The sequence below is a fragment of the Xanthomonas graminis pv. graminis genome (assembly GCF_030168915.1).
Lineage (GTDB): Bacteria > Pseudomonadota > Gammaproteobacteria > Xanthomonadales > Xanthomonadaceae > Xanthomonas_A > Xanthomonas_A translucens.
In genome coordinates, this window is record NZ_CP076255.1 from 2,439,675 (window position 1) to 2,456,553 (window position 16,879).

At 61.4% G+C, this 16,879-nt stretch carries 21 protein-coding genes, 4 tRNA genes and 1 pseudogene; 19 read left to right on the forward strand and 7 right to left on the reverse strand.

Features of this window, described 5'->3' with window-relative positions:
* Positions 1-88 precede the first annotated feature (88 nt).
* The 6 genes from KHF85_RS10465 to KHF85_RS10490 all read left to right on the forward strand — a co-directional run bounded on the left by KHF85_RS10465 (position 89) and on the right by KHF85_RS10490 (position 3,581).
* Positions 89-709 carry a rolling circle replication-associated protein gene (locus KHF85_RS10465; RefSeq protein WP_284566648.1) on the forward strand — a complete coding sequence of 207 codons (621 nt, stop codon included), beginning with the start codon at positions 89-91 and terminating at the stop codon, positions 707-709.
* Positions 710-892: 183 nt separating this feature from the next.
* Positions 893-1,180, forward strand: coding sequence for a hypothetical protein (locus KHF85_RS10470; protein ID WP_003474436.1), 288 nt, complete (start codon positions 893-895; stop codon positions 1,178-1,180).
* A gap of 3 nt (positions 1,181-1,183) precedes the next feature.
* Complete coding sequence (locus KHF85_RS10475; RefSeq protein ID WP_060744301.1) at positions 1,184-1,387, forward strand: hypothetical protein; 204 nt, start codon at positions 1,184-1,186, stop codon at positions 1,385-1,387.
* Between the two features lie 5 nt (positions 1,388-1,392).
* Positions 1,393-1,635: a hypothetical protein gene (locus tag KHF85_RS10480; RefSeq protein WP_058361711.1), complete on the forward strand. Its 243-nt coding sequence runs from the start codon at positions 1,393-1,395 to the stop codon at positions 1,633-1,635.
* Between the two features lie 98 nt (positions 1,636-1,733).
* The gene (locus KHF85_RS10485) at positions 1,734-2,690 is read left to right on the forward strand and encodes an IS1595 family transposase (RefSeq protein WP_284566649.1); all 957 of its coding nucleotides are present in this window, start codon (positions 1,734-1,736) and stop codon (positions 2,688-2,690) included.
* 120 nt (positions 2,691-2,810) lie between these two features.
* Positions 2,811-3,581, forward strand: coding sequence for a hypothetical protein (locus tag KHF85_RS10490; RefSeq protein WP_284566650.1), 771 nt, complete (start codon positions 2,811-2,813; stop codon positions 3,579-3,581).
* On the opposite strand, the gene KHF85_RS10495 is transcribed toward KHF85_RS10490, so the two are convergent.
* Positions 3,556-4,512 carry an IS30 family transposase gene (locus KHF85_RS10495; protein WP_009597007.1) on the reverse strand — a complete coding sequence of 319 codons (957 nt, stop codon included), beginning with the start codon at positions 4,510-4,512 and terminating at the stop codon, positions 3,556-3,558. The two genes, KHF85_RS10490 and KHF85_RS10495, sit on opposite strands and share 26 nt — an antisense overlap.
* Positions 4,513-4,524: 12 nt before the next feature.
* Between KHF85_RS10495 and KHF85_RS10500 the strand changes: the two genes are divergently transcribed.
* Genes KHF85_RS10500 through KHF85_RS10520 form a run of 5 tightly spaced genes read left to right on the forward strand, consistent with a single transcriptional unit; the run spans position 4,525 to position 7,952 of the window.
* Entirely contained in the window at positions 4,525-5,412 is an 888-nt protein-coding gene (locus KHF85_RS10500) for a hypothetical protein (protein WP_284566651.1), read from the forward strand.
* A complete protein-coding gene (locus tag KHF85_RS10505) occupies positions 5,412-5,729 on the forward strand; it encodes a DUF2523 family protein (RefSeq protein ID WP_284566652.1) in 318 nt (105 codons plus the stop codon). Before KHF85_RS10500 ends, KHF85_RS10505 begins: the two co-directional genes overlap by 1 nt.
* Positions 5,726-6,268 (forward strand): zonular occludens toxin domain-containing protein, encoded by a 543-nt coding sequence (locus KHF85_RS10510; RefSeq protein ID WP_284566653.1) that lies wholly within the window; start codon positions 5,726-5,728, stop codon positions 6,266-6,268. The genes KHF85_RS10505 and KHF85_RS10510 overlap by 4 nt, the downstream gene beginning before the upstream one ends.
* Positions 6,269-6,296: 28 nt before the next feature.
* Positions 6,297-7,253 (forward strand): IS30 family transposase, encoded by a 957-nt coding sequence (locus KHF85_RS10515; protein WP_009597007.1) that lies wholly within the window; start codon positions 6,297-6,299, stop codon positions 7,251-7,253.
* Between the two features lie 9 nt (positions 7,254-7,262).
* Positions 7,263-7,952 (forward strand): hypothetical protein, encoded by a 690-nt coding sequence (locus KHF85_RS10520; protein ID WP_284566654.1) that lies wholly within the window; start codon positions 7,263-7,265, stop codon positions 7,950-7,952.
* A gap of 441 nt (positions 7,953-8,393) precedes the next feature.
* On the opposite strand, the gene KHF85_RS10525 is transcribed toward KHF85_RS10520, so the two are convergent.
* On the reverse strand, positions 8,394-8,657 hold the full coding sequence (locus KHF85_RS10525; RefSeq protein WP_284566655.1) for a DUF3653 domain-containing protein: 264 nt from the start codon (positions 8,655-8,657) through the stop codon (positions 8,394-8,396).
* Between the two features lie 411 nt (positions 8,658-9,068).
* Between KHF85_RS10525 and KHF85_RS10530 the strand changes: the two genes are divergently transcribed.
* The gene (locus KHF85_RS10530; RefSeq protein WP_284566656.1) at positions 9,069-9,539 is read left to right on the forward strand and encodes a GNAT family N-acetyltransferase; all 471 of its coding nucleotides are present in this window, start codon (positions 9,069-9,071) and stop codon (positions 9,537-9,539) included.
* A gap of 269 nt (positions 9,540-9,808) precedes the next feature.
* Positions 9,809-10,102, forward strand: coding sequence for a tyrosine-type recombinase/integrase (locus KHF85_RS10535; protein ID WP_284569522.1), 294 nt, complete (start codon positions 9,809-9,811; stop codon positions 10,100-10,102).
* A gap of 188 nt (positions 10,103-10,290) precedes the next feature.
* Here KHF85_RS10535 and KHF85_RS10540 read toward each other — a convergent pair whose 3' ends face one another.
* The gene (locus tag KHF85_RS10540; protein WP_284566657.1) at positions 10,291-11,616 is read right to left on the reverse strand and encodes a glycoside hydrolase family 10 protein; all 1,326 of its coding nucleotides are present in this window, start codon (positions 11,614-11,616) and stop codon (positions 10,291-10,293) included.
* Between the two features lie 387 nt (positions 11,617-12,003).
* On the opposite strand from KHF85_RS10540, the gene KHF85_RS10545 reads away from it, so the two are divergent.
* The 6 genes and pseudogenes from KHF85_RS10545 to KHF85_RS10570 form a co-directional block, all read left to right on the forward strand.
* Positions 12,004-12,279 carry a hypothetical protein gene (locus tag KHF85_RS10545; RefSeq protein WP_053836244.1) on the forward strand — a complete coding sequence of 92 codons (276 nt, stop codon included), beginning with the start codon at positions 12,004-12,006 and terminating at the stop codon, positions 12,277-12,279.
* A gap of 247 nt (positions 12,280-12,526) precedes the next feature.
* Positions 12,527-13,678, forward strand: a complete 1,152-nt coding sequence (locus KHF85_RS10550; protein WP_284566658.1) for an SPFH domain-containing protein — start codon at positions 12,527-12,529, stop codon at positions 13,676-13,678.
* A 19-nt stretch (positions 13,679-13,697) separates the two neighbouring features.
* Positions 13,698-15,065 (forward strand): TFIIB-type zinc ribbon-containing protein, encoded by a 1,368-nt coding sequence (locus tag KHF85_RS10555; protein WP_284566659.1) that lies wholly within the window; start codon positions 13,698-13,700, stop codon positions 15,063-15,065.
* Entirely contained in the window at positions 15,062-15,313 is a 252-nt protein-coding gene (locus KHF85_RS10560) for a hypothetical protein (RefSeq protein WP_064539787.1), read from the forward strand. The genes KHF85_RS10555 and KHF85_RS10560 overlap by 4 nt, the downstream gene beginning before the upstream one ends.
* A gap of 55 nt (positions 15,314-15,368) precedes the next feature.
* On the forward strand, positions 15,369-15,605 hold the full coding sequence (locus KHF85_RS10565; protein ID WP_284566660.1) for a hypothetical protein: 237 nt from the start codon (positions 15,369-15,371) through the stop codon (positions 15,603-15,605).
* Between the two features lie 363 nt (positions 15,606-15,968).
* A pseudogene (locus KHF85_RS10570) lies at positions 15,969-16,271 on the forward strand (efflux RND transporter permease subunit); the annotation flags it as partial.
* Positions 16,272-16,355: 84 nt separating this feature from the next.
* Here KHF85_RS10570 and KHF85_RS10575 read toward each other — a convergent pair.
* From KHF85_RS10575 to KHF85_RS10590, 4 genes are all read right to left on the reverse strand, one after another.
* Positions 16,356-16,431: transfer RNA gene (locus KHF85_RS10575), tRNA-Glu, on the reverse strand.
* A 45-nt stretch (positions 16,432-16,476) separates the two neighbouring features.
* A tRNA-Ala gene (locus KHF85_RS10580) sits at positions 16,477-16,552 on the reverse strand.
* A 105-nt stretch (positions 16,553-16,657) separates the two neighbouring features.
* A tRNA-Glu gene (locus KHF85_RS10585) sits at positions 16,658-16,733 on the reverse strand.
* 48 nt (positions 16,734-16,781) lie between these two features.
* A tRNA-Ala gene (locus tag KHF85_RS10590) sits at positions 16,782-16,857 on the reverse strand.
* Between the last annotated feature and the right edge of the window lie 22 nt (positions 16,858-16,879).

Consider the following 16,879-nt stretch of genomic DNA (forward strand, 5'->3'; position numbering starts at 1 on the left):
CGCAAGCAAGCGACGACGAACGAAGAACGCGACCGACTCGACCGACTGATAGAAGCACGCATCAGGTGGGTCGGGTCGGGGCAGGGCGATGCCGGATGAACGCGCATTACCCGAACCGTCCTTGCTATCACTGCGGGGGCAGCTTGCAGACGATCAACGCGACGGACGCTTGCCTAACGTTCTGCACAAGCTGCGGCCTGTTGACCTCGAAGCGCAGGGCTATGCAGAACTCTTACAGCGCATCCCCTGGCAACAGTTTTGGACGCTCACATTTCGGCTCAATAAAACAGGCCGAAACGGTGGTGTTCACGTCGAAGCCGCAGACAAAGCGTTCCGTTTTTTCGTCAGCAGCATCAATCGCGAAATCTACGGTCCCAAATGGAACACCAAAGCCCATCGTGGTTTGCAGTGGGCGCGCGGGCAAGAGTTCCACCGCGACGGACGCCTGCATTTCCACGCCGTTGCAGCTGCGCCTAACGACGATTTAAACCGCCTTATAAGCCGTTACCAATGGCACGAATTTTGGTATCGCGAATTTGGCCGCAACAAGATCGAAGCACCACGTAGCCAATCAGATATCACCGGCTATGTATCGAAATACGTAACAAAGGGCGGTGAGGTCGATTTCAGCAAGAACTTCGGCGCGTGGTTGCCACCGCCAATCGACTACACCGCACGACCCGAGCAAGACGGCCTGATCCCGGCCTAAACCAGCAGCACAGAGGATCACCGGGCGGACTGATGCAAGCATCGCGCAACGGGTCAACAAGCGCCCACCACGTCCGCCTTCGGGGGGGTAGGGGGGGACTTAGCTTGACCCCACAGTACCGCCCGAATTTTGCAGCAACCCAACCGTAAGCAAGCCAACTCAACGACAGAGAGAACAGACCGAATGAACGCTCCGAAGATCACCATCAATGGCCCGGTCGATACCCGCAACGTCACGACCTCGAAGGGACTGCCGAAGGCCATCTACAGCCAGAAAGCCACGCTCGAAACCGAACTGATGCGCGTGCAGATCGATGTGGAAGTGGACGGCCCAAATTCCGGCTATCCAGTCGGTGCCGTCAAGGAATGGGATCTGGTGTCCGATCTGGTGCCGGGCCGCTTCGGTCCTGAACTGGCGCGGCGTATGACCCTGGTGGATCCGCAGCACAACCGCGCCAAAGCGGCGGCGTAAGTCATGGCGCGCGTGCTGACCTGCATCGACGCAGTGCCGGCGCAGGACGGCACGTGTGCTCAAACCGCCTGGCTGGATCAAGCCAGCTGGGTGGACATGTTACCCACCGTCCAACAGGCCGGCGTGGTGGGTGGTGCTTATTTTGTCGGCCTAATGACCCTTGCAGTCGTTCGTGGACTGCTCAATCCCAAAACCATCGAGGAGTAATACCAATGCCCAATTTCATCAACACCCTGAACCGTGTTTTCGGCAGCGCCAAGACTGCCGGCTATGCCGGTCTCACCGCTCTGGTTGTCGTGCCGGGCTTCGCCATGGCCGCCGACGGCGCTGATTTCGACGGCAGTACCATCGTCGCCAAGGTGGTGGCCTACACCGCCATCGGCGTCACCATCCTGGCGGCGTTCGCGCTTGGTCGCTGGACCCTGCGTGCGCTGGGCCTGATCGGCGGCAAGTGATCGGCAGCGGTTCCCACAGCGGGGCCTGATTAGCGCTGTGTCTCAGCTGGTGATGCTGCCTTGGTTTAGAAATGCAGGTTCTTCAGTGAGATACGGCGATGACGCTCAATCGGATCCAGTTCCAAAAGGGGCTTTCGATTCCGGCTTTTCTGAGCCGCTACGGCTCCGAGGCGCAATGTGTCGAGGCCTTGGTTCAGGCCAGGTGGCCCAATGGCTTCGTGTGTCCGCAGTGCGGACACACGCATGCCAGTGGCTTTGAGCGGGGACGCCAGCACCTGTGGCAGTGCGCGCGCTGCCGGGTACAGACCAGCTTGACCGCCGGCACGCCCATGGCAGACACCAAGCTTCCCTTGCGGGTGTGGTGGCTGGCCATCTATCTGGTGAGCCAAGCCAAGAACGGAATTGCTGCGCTGGAACTGGCTCGGCAACTGGGCGTGTGCTATCGCACTGCATGGCGGATCAAGCACAAAGTGATGTCGGCGATGGCCGATCGTGAGCAGTCACGCCGGCTCGACGGAGAGGTCCAGATCGATGATGCCTATCTGGGCGGCGAACGCGCCGGTGGTCCAGGCCAACCGCAGTGGCGCAATAAAGTGCCGTTTATTGCAGCGGTTTCCCTGCATCAAGGGCGCCCGCGCTATCTCCGCCTGGATGTGGTCTCCAGCTTCCGAAGAAGCGTCGTGCACACGTGGGCTCAGCAGGCACTGGCACCGGGCACCCATGTCGTCAGTGATGGGCTGACAGCGTTCACCGGTGTGGGCTGGGCAGGCCTGACCCACGATGCCATCGTGACCGGAAGCGGCCGCAAAGGCGTCCAGCAGCCTCGTCTGCGTTGGGTCAATACGATCCTGGGCAATCTCAAAACGGCGCTTAGCGGCACCCACCATGCGGTGGACTTCCCCAAATACGGCGCGCGCTACCTGCATGCGCATGCCTACCGCTTCAATCGCCGCTTCAACCTGGCCGCCATGGTGCCGCGCCTGGCCAGTGCCCTGGCCGGCGCGGGAAGGCTCACAGAGCAGCAACTGCGTACGACAGCTGAGACACAGCGCTAATCAGGACAGCGGGGGAGGGGTGACCCTCCCCTTTTTTATTTGAGAGGTGATGACGATGGAAGGCTTAATCGTGCTGCTTTTCCTGATCCACGCCGCGCATGTCTGCGCTAGCGGTTGGCAGTGATGCGCTGGCTCGCACGTTACTTCGCTATGTCGGTTGTTCGCCGTGTTGCCTATCTCGTTGTGGCCGGTGTTCTCGCTGTGCTGGTGCAGACGTGTGCGCCTGCTAGTGCGGCATCATATGGCGACCAAGGCATTGCGTATTCTGTTTGTCAGGCGCATTTGTCTGCGGCGCAGGCTAAGGTTAAGGCGGAAAACACTGCTCGTGGCGATTCTTTTTGGGCTGTAGTTAAGGCGTGTGTGATTGATCCCGGCACAGCTGGAAATTACACATATATTTGTGTTATTAATAATGGCGGTAGTGGCTGCGCTGCCTTTTCGGGTAATTATGGTGCACCCCAAGGTGGTGCATATGATTATTCATTTGAACCGGCACAAACTTGCGCCGCTAGAAATTCCACAAAACTTGCTGATGCTGCTCAATCTTATTCTTCCTCGGGGGTTGCCACCTGCGTTGGTGGTTGTCAGGTGCAAGGAACTGCATTTAGCACTCAAACGGGCGGCGTTAATATTTACGGCATGAGGGATCGCACTTATAGCGGCCAGATATGCCCACCCACGAAGGCATCTACTGATATCTCTCAAATTAAAGCTGACAAGGATGATGCTAATAAGGCGAAGGGTCCGGAGTGCACTGCATTGGATTCGGGGCAAACTGCATGTATAAAGACCAATGGCGATTATTGTGCTACTGCATCGAGCGGTAAAACTTTCTGTTGGACGCCTCAGGAAACGGGCGGCGGATTCAACTCCGATTCGCAACGCTGTTGAGGACCTCCTCGGAGAAGACTTCGAGGGGCGTTTTGAATCCGAGTATCTTGCGCGGACGATTGTAGAGTCGCTGTTCGATCCATCGCAGGTGCGCATCGGTGATGGTGCTGAAATCGATGTGTCGTGGCAAGTACTGGCGCGTCAATCCGTTGGCATTTTCGTTGCTGCCTCGCTGCCATGCGCAGTACGGATCTGCAAAATAGAAGTCGCTCTGCAAGCAGGCGGCAATGAGCCGATGATCGGCGAATTCCTTGCCGTTGTCGGCGGTGAGGGTGTGCACCGTGTGGCCTAGGCCGCCCAGGCGCTGGACGATGGCGTTGCGCACGTTCTCGGCGGTGCCGTCAGGCGAGTAAGCCAGCAGATGCAGGCGACTGCGGCGTTCGGTCATGCTGACCACCACGGCCTTTCCGTGTGAGGCCCGGAGGGTATCCAGCTCCCAGTCGCCGATGCGGCTTCGCTGCTCCACCACGCTGGGGCGCTGTGTCCAGCTGCGCCGATGTGTCAGCTGTCCGCGGCCATCGCGCACGCCCCGCCGACGGCGCTTGCGGCGGCGCTTGCGTAGATGCGTGAACAACTGGCCACCGCGCTTGTGGTCAGCGTAGATGTGCCGATAGATCCATTCGTGACTGGCCAGGCCGGTGCGACCGGCAATCTGTTCCGGGCTGAAGTCCTCGCTCAGCAGGACCTCGATCTGTGCGATGCGCTCAGCGTCGATGCGTGGACGCCGGCTGGCCTGCGTGCGCCGATGCTCGCTGATGCGCTGTGCGTGATCTGGCAGATAGTGCCGAGCGTGCTGATTGCGGCGCAGTTCGCGGCTGATCGTGCTGGGCGCGCGCTCCAACGCATCGGCGATGGCCCGCATCGACATCCCGGTTTCATATAACGCATGCAAACGGTATCGTTCGGCCTGGTCCAGGCGGCTGGATGACATGGGCAACTCCACTTGGCGGTGAAGTCGCTCAAGTCAGGTCGCCGGGCCACTTCACAACCGTTGGTGTTGCGAATCGGAGTTGAAGCCGCCGGCAAAAAATCGGATGGTGGTGAGGCTCAAGTTAAGTCTACAAAAGGTGATTCAGTTACCCCGCCAAGCACTACGATTCAAGATCAAGAATGGCAGCGTAAAGAGGGGCATCAGCAGACTTCGTGCGTCAGCAACACTTGTACGACGTACAACGTCACTAATTATTCCAGCGTGGCCGCTGGTACTGCGAAGAATTCGACTGGTGATAACACGTCTACCGGCACCGGCAACACGTCTGGCAATGGTGCACCTGGCAAAGGTACGAAGGATGGTGACGACGATGACGACGGAGATAGCGCTAGCGATAGTGGTAACTGTACGGTGCCTCCTGTGTGCGTTGGTGACACTCTCAAGTGTTTGCAACTTAAATTCACTTGGAAAACTCAGTGCAATACCTTGCGTAGCGAAATCACTAAGGGTGACGGTTGTGCAGAGGGTGACGTGCCTGTGTGTGCTGGTGACAGCTGCAAATCTGCGGACTATGCGAGCGTTCTTCAGCAGTGGAAGCAACGGTGTGCTGCTCAGGCTCTAGGCGAGGGCATGGCTACCCGTGCAGCTGGCATTTCCAATGGGGACGATGCTGGCGTTGTCTCTGGTATCTGGGGTGGAGAGTCTGCCGGTTCAGGGCTGACGTTGCGCCAGGATCTCGTTCAGGTTGGCGGTGGTGGAAGTCTTCTCCCGGACGTTGAGATAGAGGGTTCGCACTGGACTGTTCCGCAGGGGTTTTACGATGCAATTGCAGCTGTTCGCATGGTCATTATTGCTATGTGCACGGTCATCGCTATGTTTGTTGTTGGGAGGAATATCTAATGTTCGATTGGGCTAGGAATTTTGCAGATAATTTCTTCGCGAATGCTACCGATGCAATCCACAAGTTAATAAAGCTCAAGGCGGCTATTTGGCTTGGTCGATTGCTGTCTGCGGTTGGTCTTGGATTTGCTGCGCAGAAATTTATCTATAATCCAATTATCGATTACGCGCAGAATTCTTGGTCCGCTGTCCCGGTCGGTATTGCTAATTGGGTGCACGCCTTCGGTATCGATGCTGGTATTTCTATCATTCTCAGTGCGTATGGGATTCGCGGCGCAGAGCGCATCTTTATCCAACGTAGGAATCAAGCGTCATGATTGGTGATACCGCATCCATTTCGCTGCTTACCGGCTTGCCTGGCTCTGGCAAAAGCTTGCGCATGGCTGAGGCGATCAGCAAGCTTGTGGAGAAGGGCGAGCATGTCTACGCCTGCAATATTGATGGCCTGCGTATCCCTGGCGTCACGCTGTGGGACGATGCGAAACGGTGGCGCGAGCTTCCTGTGGGCGCCATCCTTTTTGTGGATGAGGCGCAGGCGTTTTTCCCTGAGCGTCGCGGCGGTGAGCCGCCTGAGTGCGTGCGGATGAATAAAATTCGACACGATGGCATCCGCATCGTCCTTGGCACGCAGCAGCCTAACTATTTGGACACCTATCTACGTGGCTTGATTGGCTACCATGAACACCTGCTGCGGCGCGACGGTCGGCAGGAAAGTTTTTTGTTCCGAGAGAATCAGGTGATGGACGTAGTGCGGCAGAAAACCGCCACCATCAAACGCAATTACGATTATCAGGGGCGGCTTCAACTCCGATTCGCAACACCAACGGTTGTGAAGTGGCCCGGCGACCTGACTTGAGCGACTTCACCGCCAAGTGGAGTTGCCCATGTCATCCAGCCGCCTGGACCAGGCCGAACGATACCGTTTGCATGCGTTATATGAAACCGGGATGTCGATGCGGGCCATCGCCGATGCGTTGGAGCGCGCGCCCAGCACGATCAGCCGCGAACTGCGCCGCAATCAGCACGCTCGGCACTATCTGCCAGATCACGCACAGCGCATCAGCGAGCATCGGCGCACGCAGGCCAGCCGGCGTCCACGCATCGACGCTGAGCGCATCGCACAGATCGAGGTCCTGCTGAGCGAGGACTTCAGCCCGGAACAGATTGCCGGTCGCACCGGCCTGGCCAGTCACGAATGGATCTATCGGCACATCTACGCTGACCACAAGCGCGGTGGCCAGTTGTTCACGCATCTACGCAAGCGCCGCCGCAAGCGCCGTCGGCGGGGCGTGCGCGATGGCCGCGGACAGCTGACACATCGGCGCAGCTGGACACAGCGCCCCAGCGTGGTGGAGCAGCGAAGCCGCATCGGCGACTGGGAGCTGGATACCCTCCGGGCCTCACACGGAAAGGCCGTGGTGGTCAGCATGACCGAACGCCGCAGTCGCCTGCATCTGCTGGCTTACTCGCCTGACGGCACCGCCGAGAACGTGCGCAACGCCATCGTCCAGCGCCTGGGCGGCCTAGGCCACACGGTGCACACCCTCACCGCCGACAACGGCAAGGAATTCGCCGATCATCGGCTCATTGCCGCCTGCTTGCAGAGCGACTTCTATTTTGCAGATCCGTACTGCGCATGGCAGCGAGGCAGCAACGAAAATGCCAACGGATTGACGCGCCAGTACTTGCCACGACACATCGATTTCAGCACCATCACCGATGCGCACCTGCGATGGATCGAACAGCGACTCTACAATCGTCCGCGCAAGATACTCGGATTCAAAACGCCCCTCGAAGTCTTCTCCGAGGAGGTCCTCAACAGCGTTGCGAATCGGAGTTGAATCCGCCAGGTGTATAAATTCAACGCCAAGTATTTCAAGTGCTATGACTCTGCTCAGACGCACACGATTAAATATCAGATGCCGGCGTTGGTGAAGCGTGCACTGATGATTTTGCCCGTTGCCATGCTACTTGCCGCTGGCGCGTGGTACGCCGTTTACCGCGACACCATGTTTGCGAAGAAGGATGAGCCGGCCGATAAGACGGCCCCCTCGGGGCCGTCCCAGGCCGGCTCTTCGGCTCTCGCATCTGGTGGGGCGCTGAAGGTGGACAGCGGCGAGTCCTACGTGGCCAGCATCACCCCTTTGGTTTCTGATGTGCCTTGGTCCGCGCCGGCCTTTCTCAATCGTCCTGTTGTCTCTGACCCGCATGTTTACTGCATGAGCACGGTCAACAGCTGCCGCTGTGTCACCGAGCAGAACACCCGTGTGCCTGCGATCCGCGATGATGTCTGCCGTGACATTGCCCGCAACGGTGAGCCTTACAACCCTTTCAAGGCGCCAAGCCAGCGTGTGCAGGAGGCTGTTGCTACCCAGGAGAGCGGGCAGGGTAGCCCTGAGTCCTCTGCGCCCCGTCCAGCGCTTTTTGCGGCCCCTCCTGGCTCGCTCATCTCTAAGCATCCCCGATCGCTTGGCACGTTCCCCGAGTCGCCCTCCAAGGCCGGCAGCACGTACACGCCGCCGACCACGTTGGACATGTGATCCTGGTATCCTAGTCCTGCGATCGCGGCGAGATTGCCTAGCAACAACTGGATTTAATTGCAATAGCGCAAGATTCGTGCCATTTATGTTTAGTTCATATTCCGGTCAGCTATCATTTATAGTTCCCAGCGATTGACCTTGTAGGGGCATCGCCCCTACGGAGACGCTCCACGCTTCACCCGCACCTTCGGTGTATCGGCCCTTGTGTACTGTGGTCTGCAGTGCAGGCATCGGCATGATGCACACACTTCCTCCTGCTGACCGCTTCACCAGCGTGCAAGGCAGACGCCTATATCTGTCGGGGCAAAGCCGCCCAGTGTCCTATCCGGCGAGCTGCGTAGCTGCTCGCATCTGCACGTGGTTGCCGTGCCTAAAAGGGGTGTGGGGCCAGTGGCCCCACGCTGTTACCGGGGTGCAGGGGCTTGCCCCTGCGTAGACGCCTTATCCTGCCATCGATCCGAAGTAGCGTTCGCGCCAGCTGGCCATGTCCACGACGACGACCTTGACCATCGACTGCTGACCGGCTCTTTTCCGTCCCGCCTCAGCCTTGCGCCTGGAGGCGTAGCCGGCACGCAGCAACTCCATGTGGTCACGCCATGCCAGACCTTTCAGGCGTTCCGGGGTCATCCTGTCGCCGTCGGGGCTGACCAGGTAGTTGCCCGCGACACGCCAGCCTGCGAAACGTCCGCTCAGATACTCACACATGCATCCATCCTTCCTTGACCTCGGGGAGGCTTCCCAGGAGGCAAGAGTGATGCCAACAAGAGCCGCAGCAGCCCAGCGTAGTACCGTAGCGCCTGCGAAATAACATAATATACATTATGCGAAATCAAGGGCAGGCCCAACCGGCAACCCTTGCACCAGCGGCAGCACCATGTATGTTCACCGCAGAGAATTTTGGGCGATCCCGTCGGAGACTGTGGTGTCGGTTTCTTTAGTTCGTGTCCTTTTTGGTTGGATCGTGCTCCTGGTTGATTTCAAAGGTTTTTTCCTTTCACCATGGACACGATCCAGAGTTAGCGCACGGGTGCCCTTCGCGCCAGTGTCCCTGCGTCAACATCCCCTTCTTCTTCCGGCAGCCAGCGCGGCCGCCGCTTCGTACAGGCACGACACGGCATGTCCATCGTTTACCGAACCATCGACCCGGACAACTTCCAGGAAGCCTATAAGTTCAATCTGTTCTGGGAATATTCGTGGCGCGACTCTTCCAGCGCCTACGTCGCCGACTCGGAAAACGAGCGAAATCGGAAGACCAAAGCGCTGATCGCCAACCTGACCCGCAGCGATCGCAAGTACCACGCCCTGGCCGCGTTCGACGACCGCGCGATGGCCGGAGTGATAAGCCTGGACCGGATGATCATCGACAAGCGGCCAGCTTGCCACGTGCAGGGGCTGTGGGTACACCCTGACTACCGAGGTCGCGGCATCGCACGTAGGCTCAAGGAACTTAGCGAAGAGTGGGCGCGCGCGATGGGCTCGGAGTTCATGGACAGCAACGTCCGCGTCGACAACCCCACCATGATCCGACTCAACGAACAGATGGGCTATAGCGTGGCGCGCCTGAACTTCCGCAAGGAACTGCGCTGACGCCGCACCCGCTTTAGGAATCCATGCCGATGAACGAACACCGCGATTCCCCTAAACAACAAGCCGCGGCGCCCAGGCCGAACCCGCAAAGAAACTCGACGTGGCCGAGGCGCGCGAACGGCTGATAATTCCAGGCGCGACAGGCCTTCTATCGGCTCAAGGACGGATTCTTGAGCGGCGGCGTGGCCCGTCTGAAGTACGTACTTCTTTTTTCTCGTTGTTCATGGAAGCGACCAAGTGAGTCGTGGCTCTTCACCACGGGGAAGCGCGTGCTGCCGAAGCTCACGTGGCCGCTGCTGCAGATGGCGTTTAAGGCAGATCTGCATCGGGCTGGCATTGCCAAGCACGCATCAGTCCACATGCTACGACATTCCTTTGCCACACACCTGCTAGCGGCAGGCACGGATATCCGGACCATTCAAAGGAGTAGCCATCCACTCGATGTCCGCGTTGGGCCGAGATCGGAGAAAGGGCTGCAGTACAGCCGCCATCCACGCTTCGGGAATACAGGGGCCGCGGTCGAGCACCTCGATGATCACCCTTCCCTTGGGTCTACAGCATAGCGCGACCGCCTGAGAGGCGTTCCACCGGCTTGCCGATGTCTTCGTAGTCGCCCACCACGCTGTCGAGGAATGCCGGCAGATCAAGCCATACAACCCGCCCCATTTTCTTCCGCCGACGATACGAATCACCAGCTTACGACTGGCGCGATTGCTCCCCGTCCATCAACGTGGATGTTCTCCGTACCGGGCTAAGGCGCTTGCCAACGCAGCCTCAGATACTCCACTACCTGCTGGGTCTGTGGAGCAGCCAGGAAGCCTTGGCGAAACAACATGCATCCGCGCACCTGCGACAGCGATGCATTCACGTCCAATTGCCTGGCGATCTCCGGCACCCCGCCGTCCACGGTCCAATCCGGCTCCAGCGGATTGGCGATGCCGACCTTGTACAAGGCCATGCCAATGTACAGCTGCACGCGATAGCCGCGCACGGTCTCAGCCCACCAGCGGGCGATCGTGTCGTAGCGCACCGCCGGGCGCGCAAGCGGCCAGTAGATCTGCGGCACGATGTAGTCGACGATCTCTTCGCGGACCCAACGCCGTGTATCTGCGTACGCGCTATCGAACGCGGGTGCGCCGGCCTGGGTGTCCGATCCAAGTGGATCGTCCTGGCGGTTGCGCCATACGCCGGCCGGGCTGACGCCGAAGGCCACGCCGGGCCTGATCACGCGGATGGTTCTGGCCACATCGCGCATCAATCGATAGGTGTTGTTGCGGCGCCAATCGCCTTTGTCGGCGAATCCCGCTCCATACGTTGCGTAGGTCTGTGCGTCGTCGAGTGGCGACTGCACGGATTCGGTATAGAAGTAGTCATCGAACTGCACGCCGTCCACGCGATAGCAGATCACCAGTTCCGCCACCACCTCGCAGATCCAGCGGCGCACAGCCGGGATTCCTGGATCAAGGGTTAACCGGTTTGCCGCAACGCCGACCCAGTCGGGGTGGCGCACATACACACTCGCAGGCGAATCGGGCGATACGCTGGTGAGCGCGTCCAGCGTGGCCTGATCCAGGCCGGTCGACACCCGGTAGGGATTGAGCCAGGCATGAACCTTCAGGCCGCGCGCGTGCGCGTGCGCAAGCAGAAAGGCCAGCGGGTCAAAGCCGGGGTCTTGTCCGAGCACGCCGGTCAAGACTGACGACCACGGCAGAATGCGCGAGCGATACAGCGCATCGGCACAAGGCTTGACCTGAAAGACCAGGGTGTTCAAATGCAGCGCCGCCGCCTGGTCGACGATGGCCAGCAACTCCTGCTGCTGAACCCGCACGCGTTCGGCAGGGTCGGCGATCTGGGTAGACGCCGCGCTGGGCCAGTCGAGATTGAACACGCTGGTGACCCAGGTGGCGCGCATCTCGCCGATCACGGGCGCCGCCGCGGGCGCCGGCAAGCCCGTGATCCCGGCCACCACGGCCGCCGACCCCAGGCCGAGGAAGCGCCGCCGGTCGATCCCGGCAGATTCGCTGGCAGGCGCTGCATCAGTGCGCACCGGGTAGCGGATGCCATCGATCTCTTTCATACGCTCTCCTGAAGCGCGATCATCTGCGCACAAAGCGGCAGTTGCATCGTCAAGCAATGCACCCTAGCAAGCGCCAAGTTTGCACTCAACGTCCAAGTGCAACATCCGCCGAGCAAGTCACATAGGTTGCATGCATGCGCAAAAGCTATTTTCATCTAAGAGCGGAAGAACGGGCTTTCATGCACATCGAAACGCGACGTGGACGCAGCTTGCGCTCGATATCCAGGCCAAGCCGAGGGAGCGGACTCTCATCCTGACGAAGCCTTAACTTCCTCCCCCTATCCTACCGACGCGCCGGACCATGCCTGCCACGCCGTCACACATATCCGTGACGTACAGAGCACGTCGCCGGCCGCCAACGGACATCGACATCGCAAAGGAGATTCTATGAAGAAGCTGCACGTACTCATGTTCGCCGGATGCCTGCTCGGCCTGAGCCCGCTGGCATCCGCGGAGGTCGTCAATTTGACCAACAGTGCGGATGGGGCCAATCGCGACGCCGGCATCGCCGCGGTGAAGAAAAAGCTGCAGGATGCTTGCACGTCGCGCAAAGGCACGCCGGATCCCGACTCGTTCGAGGTGGTGTTCGAGAAGACCAGCCAGAACCCGGATGTCCCCAAGCCCTACTACGTGGATGGCAAGCTCAAGTGCAACCTGCCATAAGGCGGCTACCGGCGCTGCACCAGTCCGCGCCTTGAAACCATGCAAGCCGACAAGGCCCCGCTCCAGCGGGGCTTTGTTTTTCGGCGTGCACTTCCTGCGTTGGCTTCTTCGGCACGAAGCCAGCGACACGCCGGGACCAGATACGCCGGGACCAGGCCGGCCCCCTCCTTCACGCCCTGCCCGCTGCTGATATAGTCCGGCGAGCACGATGGGCATAGTGCCCATCCACGCATCAAACGGAGTTGTCATGGGTCTGGTACAGGCGGTGGCGGGTGCGGTCGGCGGCGTTCTCGCCGATCAATGGAAGGATTTCTACAGCGTGCCGGCCGGCCTGCCGGCGACAGCGGCGCTGTTCGCCGCGGTGCCGCACGGCACCAATGCCGGGCGCGGCGCCAACACCGGCGCGTCGTCGAACATCATCAGCAACGGCTCGAAGATCGTGGTACCCGAAGGCTATGGGCTGCTGCTGATCCAGGACGGTGCGGTCACCGGCTTCGTCGCCGAGCCGGGCGGCTACGAATGGCGCTCGGAGGATCCGAATGCGCAGTCGATCTTCGCCGGCGACGGCCTGGTTGCGCCGCTCATCCGGCAGAGCTGGGAGCGCTTCAAGTTCGGCGGCCAGCCGGGTTCGCAGCAGGCCGCGTTCTTCGTGTCGCTGAAGGAGTTGCCCGACAATCGCTTCGGCACGCAGTCCGAGATCTACTGGGATGACGGTTTCCTCGGCACGCAGGTCGGCGCGGTGACGCGCGGCGCGTATACGCTGAAGATCGTCGACCCGATCCTGTTCGTGAAGAACTTCGTGCCGGCGCGCTATCTGCAGCCGGGCCAGGTGTTCGACTTCACCGATCTCGACAACGCCGCCGCCAACCAGTTGTTCAACGAGGTGATCGGTTCGCTGGCGCCGGCCTTCAGCCTGTACACCAACGACCCGGGCAAGGGCAACCGCATCACCAAGTTGCAGCAGGATTCGCTCAGCTTCGCCGCCAGCCTGTCCGCTGCGGTCGAGCAGGCGTACCAATGGCGCTCCGAGCGCGGCCTGGCCATCGTCAAGACCGCGATCGTGTCGATCGAGTACGACGCGAACACGCGCGAATTGCTCAAGACCGTGCAGCGCGCCGACGCGCTGGCCGGCGCGCGCGGCAACGCCAACCTGCAGGCGAGCGTCGCCCAGGGCATCCAGTCGGCCGGCGAGCATGGCGGCGCCGCGGGCCTGGTCGGGGTCGGCATGGCCACGGGCATGGTCGGCGGCGTGGGCAGTCTGCAGCAGCCGGTCGCGCCCGCCGCGCCGGCCGCCGACGACGCGGTCGCCAAGCTGAAGAAGGCCAAGGAGATGCTGGACCTAGGCCTGATCACCCAAAGCGACTACGACGCGGCCAAGGCCAAGGCGCTGGGCCTGTAAGCCGCCGGACGCCGCGATCATGTCCGACCCCAGCACCCCGCCGCCGTTGCCGCCGATCCCCCCGCCGTTGCCACCGCGGCCGGCCGCGCCGCCGCCATTGCCGGCGGCGGCGGTGAGCGGCCCCGGCTCGCCGCAGGATGTGCCGCCCCTGCCCGGCAGTTTTCCGCTCGATCCGGCCACCCTGCCCGCTCCGATCCGCGACGAACTGCAGGCGCCCGATCCGCTGGCCATCGACACCGCCGCCAACGCGCTGAAGGACGGCCTCAACCGCTGCCCGAAATGCGGCGCCACCGACATCCGCCCCAAGCTCGGCACCGACCTGCTGGTCTGCCAGTACTGCCGCAACGAATGGCATGGCGCGCGGGTCGAGGAGGTATTCGGGTTCGGCGAAGGTCTCGACGCGCTGCGCGGCACGGTCATCGCCTCAGGCGCGCGCGACATCGCCGCCGACGCCGCCGTCCTGATGAGCTTCAAGTGCAGCGGCTGCGGCGCCGAGGTCACGGTCAACACCGAGAGCACGATGACCGCACGCTGCCACTGGTGCCGCCACGTGTTCGGCGTCAACGAGCAAGTGGCCAACGGCGCAGTGCCCGACGCGGTGCTGCCGTTCCACATCGACAAGGAGAATGCGGTTGCGCGCATCCGCCAGTTCGTGGACAAGCGGCGCCTGTTCGCGCTGAAGGCGTTCAAGCAGCAGTTCACGCCCGATAACGTGGTCGGCGTCTACCTGCCCTACATGATCGTCGACGGCAACGTCAGCGCCAGCGTGGCCGGCAAGGGCGAGATCGAGACGCGCAGGTATACGCGCGGCACGGAAAAGAACAAGACCACGTACTACGACGCCGACGTGTATCAGGTGCAACGGCACGTGGATTTCACTGTGGACGACCTGCCGCTGGAATCGTCTTCCGAACGCGGCAACCTGGACACGCAGGCGAACACCAACAACATCATCAACACGATCCTGCCGTTCGACACCAAGAACGCGGTGCAGTGGAACGCGTCGTACCTGGCGGGTTTCACCTCGGAAAAGCGCAACCGCGACGTCGAGCAGCTGCGGCCGCGGCTGGAGGACCAGTTGCTGTCGATCGCCCGCGCCCAGGTCGAAGACTCGGTCGGCCGCTACGACCGCGGCGTGCGCTGGGAGCAGGAGCGGCTCGAGGTCCACGGCACGCGCTGGGTGTCGATGTACCTGCCGGTGTGGCTGTACTCGTACCACCAGCCCGGCCGCAACGGCGGCATGCTGCACTACATCGCGGTGAACGGCCGTACCGGCGAAACCATGGGCAGCGTGCCGGTGCAGCAGTGGAAGCTGCTGCTGACCGCGCTCACCGCCGGCACCTTCATCGAAGCCATCGCACTGTGGATCCTGGCAGGCAGCTCATGAGCGACGACAGCGGACTCTGGTTGCTGCTGGCCGGTCCGGCCGGCGCGAGCGCGTTGTACTGGACCCTGTACCGGTATTACCGCAACACCGACAAGTCGCACGCTTTCGAGCGGGAGACGAGGGTCGAGGCCAAGCCGGTGACCGGCTCGGACAGCAAGATCGACACGATCACGGGCACACAGGAAAGTCGCATCCGCGGCGACAATGCGCGCGCGTTCCGGGCGCGCGTGCAGCGGGACACTGGCTGAGTCTCTGTTCAGATCCATGCCGCGGCAATGGGGCTGCTGGCGGTGCAGGCCCGAGATGCAGCGCTTCGACGCGACGCTCCATCCATGGCGCGATGCTTCCGTGCCGAGCGCGTCGTGCGCCCTCGCCTATCCCTCAACGCCCTTTGCGCAAGCGTCGCTGAAGCCCCGCGATCTGCCGCGGGCTGAAATCCTGCGCATGGCGCTGCAGCAGTGCGAGGATCGCCGCATGCGCCTCGCCGGTTCGGCGCTGCAGCTCCTGCGCTGCGGCGCGCTCGATCGCCTGCCACTGTGAAGGGGTCGTGCCGGTCGTGCCGGCTGGGCGCTTTGCAGTCAATGCGTTTGTCCGGTGATGGAAATCCAGGTTGGCCGCTTGCATCGGCCAGGAACAATTTTACTGCCAAAGCCAGCGTGAGCGGGCCGGCCTTGACGCCGGTATCGCGCAGCGACGCGGCGCCCCTACCTGCGCGGGATTACATGGAGAACGCGACCACGTCGCGCCCGTCCTCGGTGTGCCAGAAGCGATCGACCATCGGCGCGTGCGCGCGACTCGCCCTTTCCATGTCATCGGAAGCGGTAGCCGATATCGCGCGCACCGTCCCAGCACGCCACCGATGCGCTCGCCTTGCAGCTTCTTGCGCAGCTTGTGCACGTAGGCGCCCACCCGTTCGTGCTGATCGGCGCGGCCCTGGCGTTGCTCGTCAGCGGCTACCGGTTCGGCTTCATGGCCACCTTTGGCCTGTTCGCGCTGGCGTGCATCATCGTCAACAACGCGGCGCTGCTGCTGGAGCGCATTGATGCCGAACTGGCCGATGGCCTTCGCCGGCATGAAGCGGTGATCGCCGCAGCGCTAAAGCGCCTGCGCCCGATCGTGGTGACCAAGCTGACCTGTATCGTCAGCCTGGTCCCGCCGATACTGTTCGTCGGGCCGCTGTCGAGCGGCATGGCGGTCACCATGATCGCGACCGAAGTCGTCCACGCGGTGCGGCGCAGGCAACACGCGGACAAAAAAACACCCGGCAGTGCCGGGTGTCTTCGTATGAAATGGCGTCCCCACGGGGATTCGAACCCCGGTCGCCACCGTGAAAGGGTGATGTCCTAGGCCTCTAGACGATGGGGACGCTGATGCTGTTGCCGCTTTGCGGACAGGCCTATGTCCGAAAACTTGGTGGAGCCAGCCGGGATCGAACCGGCGACCTCTTGCATGCCATGCAAGCGCTCTCCCAGCTGAGCTATGGCCCCACGTGTACTGGCAGAAGCGGAATCTTACTCGATTCCTGTGCGATGTACAAACACCGCACAAAAAAAGTCCGGCATCGCCGGACTTCAGGTTTCTTGCGAATAAAATGGCGTCCCCACGGGGATTCGAACCCCGGTCGCCACCGTGAAAGGGTGATGTCCTAGGCCTCTAGACGATGGGGACGCTGATAACGATGTAGCTTCTGCGGACAGGCCTAGTGCCCGAAAAAGTTGGTGGAGCCAGCCGGGATCGAACCGGCGACCTCTTGCATGCCATGCAAGCGCTCTCCCAGCTGAGCTATGGCCCCACGTGTGCTGCGAGGAGCGGAA

Bases quoted from the DNA above. Each gene is read 5' to 3' on its own strand.
- KHF85_RS10465 (WP_284566648.1), top strand. From the start codon at position 89: ATGCCGGATGAACGCGCATTACCCGAACCGTCCTTGCTATCACTGCGG.
- KHF85_RS10470 (WP_003474436.1), top strand. From the start codon at position 893: ATGAACGCTCCGAAGATCACCATCAATGGCCCGGTCGATACCCGCAAC.
- KHF85_RS10475 (WP_060744301.1), top strand. From the start codon at position 1,184: ATGGCGCGCGTGCTGACCTGCATCGACGCAGTGCCGGCGCAGGACGGC.
- KHF85_RS10480 (WP_058361711.1), top strand. From the start codon at position 1,393: ATGCCCAATTTCATCAACACCCTGAACCGTGTTTTCGGCAGCGCCAAG.
- KHF85_RS10485 (WP_284566649.1), top strand. From the start codon at position 1,734: ATGACGCTCAATCGGATCCAGTTCCAAAAGGGGCTTTCGATTCCGGCT.
- KHF85_RS10495 (WP_009597007.1), bottom strand. From the start codon at position 4,512: ATGTCATCCAGCCGCCTGGACCAGGCCGAACGATACCGTTTGCATGCG.
- KHF85_RS10505 (WP_284566652.1), top strand. From the start codon at position 5,412: ATGTTCGATTGGGCTAGGAATTTTGCAGATAATTTCTTCGCGAATGCT.
- KHF85_RS10510 (WP_284566653.1), top strand. From the start codon at position 5,726: ATGATTGGTGATACCGCATCCATTTCGCTGCTTACCGGCTTGCCTGGC.
- KHF85_RS10515 (WP_009597007.1), top strand. From the start codon at position 6,297: ATGTCATCCAGCCGCCTGGACCAGGCCGAACGATACCGTTTGCATGCG.
- KHF85_RS10525 (WP_284566655.1), bottom strand. From the start codon at position 8,657: ATGTGTGAGTATCTGAGCGGACGTTTCGCAGGCTGGCGTGTCGCGGGC.
- KHF85_RS10530 (WP_284566656.1), top strand. From the start codon at position 9,069: ATGTCCATCGTTTACCGAACCATCGACCCGGACAACTTCCAGGAAGCC.
- KHF85_RS10540 (WP_284566657.1), bottom strand. From the start codon at position 11,616: ATGAAAGAGATCGATGGCATCCGCTACCCGGTGCGCACTGATGCAGCG.
- KHF85_RS10545 (WP_053836244.1), top strand. From the start codon at position 12,004: ATGAAGAAGCTGCACGTACTCATGTTCGCCGGATGCCTGCTCGGCCTG.
- KHF85_RS10550 (WP_284566658.1), top strand. From the start codon at position 12,527: ATGGGTCTGGTACAGGCGGTGGCGGGTGCGGTCGGCGGCGTTCTCGCC.
- KHF85_RS10555 (WP_284566659.1), top strand. From the start codon at position 13,698: ATGTCCGACCCCAGCACCCCGCCGCCGTTGCCGCCGATCCCCCCGCCG.
- KHF85_RS10560 (WP_064539787.1), top strand. From the start codon at position 15,062: ATGAGCGACGACAGCGGACTCTGGTTGCTGCTGGCCGGTCCGGCCGGC.
- KHF85_RS10565 (WP_284566660.1), top strand. From the start codon at position 15,369: ATGCAGCGCTTCGACGCGACGCTCCATCCATGGCGCGATGCTTCCGTG.